Annotated in this window: 1 protein-coding gene; it reads right to left on the reverse strand. The window is 71.5% G+C overall.

Features of this window, described 5'->3' with window-relative positions:
- On the reverse strand, positions 1 to 2,051 hold a 2,051-nt coding region (locus tag ACFVFS_RS40720; RefSeq protein ID WP_380630165.1), incomplete at both ends, for a beta-ketoacyl synthase N-terminal-like domain-containing protein.

Raw genomic sequence — 2,051 nt, forward strand, 5'->3', positions numbered from 1 at the left:
AACACCTCGGAGGAGTCCAACAACTCCACCGCCATCCCCACCCACTGCGAACCCTGCCCCGGGAACACGAACACCGTCCGCCCACCCGCAACAGCACGACCCCGCACCACACCCGGAGCCTCAACACCCTCAGCGAGCGCGGCCAGCGCGGCGGACCCGCCCAACACCACCGCACGGTCCTCGAACACCGACCGCGACGACACCAACGACACACCGATATCAGCCGAAGACAAACCATCCACCGCCGACAACAACCGCGCCGCCTGACCCTCCAGCGCCCGCGCACCACGACCCGACAACACCCACGGCACCACTTCCAAGACCTCGGTGGCCCCGACCTCGGCCGCGTCCGCCCGGTCGTCCTGCGCTGCAAGCGGCTGCTCCAGGATCACGTGGGCGTTGGTGCCGCTCAGGCCGAAGGAGGAGACGGCGCTGCGACGCGGACGCCCGGCGTCCTCCCAGGTGCGGGCCCGGCTGAGCAGTTCGACGGCGCCGCTCTCCCACTCGACGTGCGGGGAGGCCGCGTCTGCGTGGAGGGTCTGCGGCAGCACACCGTGCCGCATGGCCAGCACCATCTTGATGATGCCCGCGACGCCGGCGGCGGCCTGGGTGTGGCCGATGTTGGACTTGATCGACCCGAGCCACAGCGGCTGGTCCGCGTCGCGGCCCTGGCCATACGTGGCCAGCAGGGCCTGCGCCTCGATCGGGTCACCCAGCCGCGTACCCGTGCCGTGGGCCTCGACGACGTCCACGTCCGCCGTCGTGAGACCGGCGTTCGCCAGCGCCTGACGGATCACCCGCTCCTGCGAGGGCCCGTTCGGCGCGGTCAGACCGTTCGACGCGCCGTCCTGGTTCACCGCACTGCCGCGGACCACCGCGAGCACCGGGTGCCCCAGCCGCTGTGCGTCCGACAGCCGCTCCAGCAGGACCAGGCCGGCGCCCTCGCCCCACGCGGTGCCGTCGGCGTCGGCCGAGAACGGCTTGCAGCGACCGTCGGGCGCCAGGCCGCGCTGGTGGCTGAACTCCACGAAGGTGGTCGGCGTCGACATCAGCGCGACACCGCCGGCCAGCGCCAGGCTGCACTCGCCCTGGCGCAGCGACTGCGCGGCCAGGTGCAGCGCGACCAGCGAGGACGAGCACGCCGTGTCCACCGAGACGGCCGGACCTTCGAGCCCGAAGGTGTAGGCCACGCGGCCGGAGGCGACGCTCCCGGCGGTGCCCGTGGCGAAGAACCCGTCGAAGCCCTCCGAGGCCTGCTGCATGCGCGAGCCGTAGTCGTTGTACATCACGCCGGCGAACACGCCGGTGTCCGAACCCCGCAGGCTCACCGGGTCGATACCCGCCCGCTCGAACGCCTCCCACGCCGTCTCCAGCAACAGACGCTGCTGCGGGTCGGTCGCCACCGCCTCACGCGGGCTCATCCCGAAGAACTCCGGATCGAACCGGTCCGCCTCGTACAGGAACCCGCCCTCCCGCGTGTACGACGTGCCGGGAGTGTCCGGGTCCGGACTGTACAGCTTCTCCAGATCCCAACCACGGTCCGTCGGGAAGCCCGAGATCGCGTCGACACCCTCGGACACCAGACTCCACAGCCCCCCGGGCGAATCCACCCCGCCCGGGAACCGGCACGCCATCCCGACGATCACCACCGGATCCTCGGCCGCATCCGCCCGCGAGGACACCACAGCCGTCACCGACCGCTCGGCCCCGGACGCCTCCGTCAGCAGGAAGCCCGCCAGCAGCGAGGACGAGGGGTAGTCGAACACCAGCGTCGCCGGCAGCCGCAGACCCGTCACCCCCTGAAGACGGTTCCGCAGATCCACCGCCATCAACGAGTCGAACCCCAACTCCTTGAAGGCCCGCTCGGGATCAACAGCCTCCGCCCCCGCATACCCCAGCACACCCGCAACCGCCGAACGCACCGTCTCCAACACGACATGACGACGCTCCGCCTCACCCAGACCCGCCAGCCGACCCGCGAACGAACCCGCACCCACCGACCCACCACCGGCCACCGCCCGACGACGACGCACCGGCGCCAGACCACGAAG

The sequence above is a fragment of the Kitasatospora sp. NPDC057692 genome (assembly GCF_042799475.1).
Lineage (GTDB): Bacteria > Actinomycetota > Actinomycetes > Streptomycetales > Streptomycetaceae > Kitasatospora.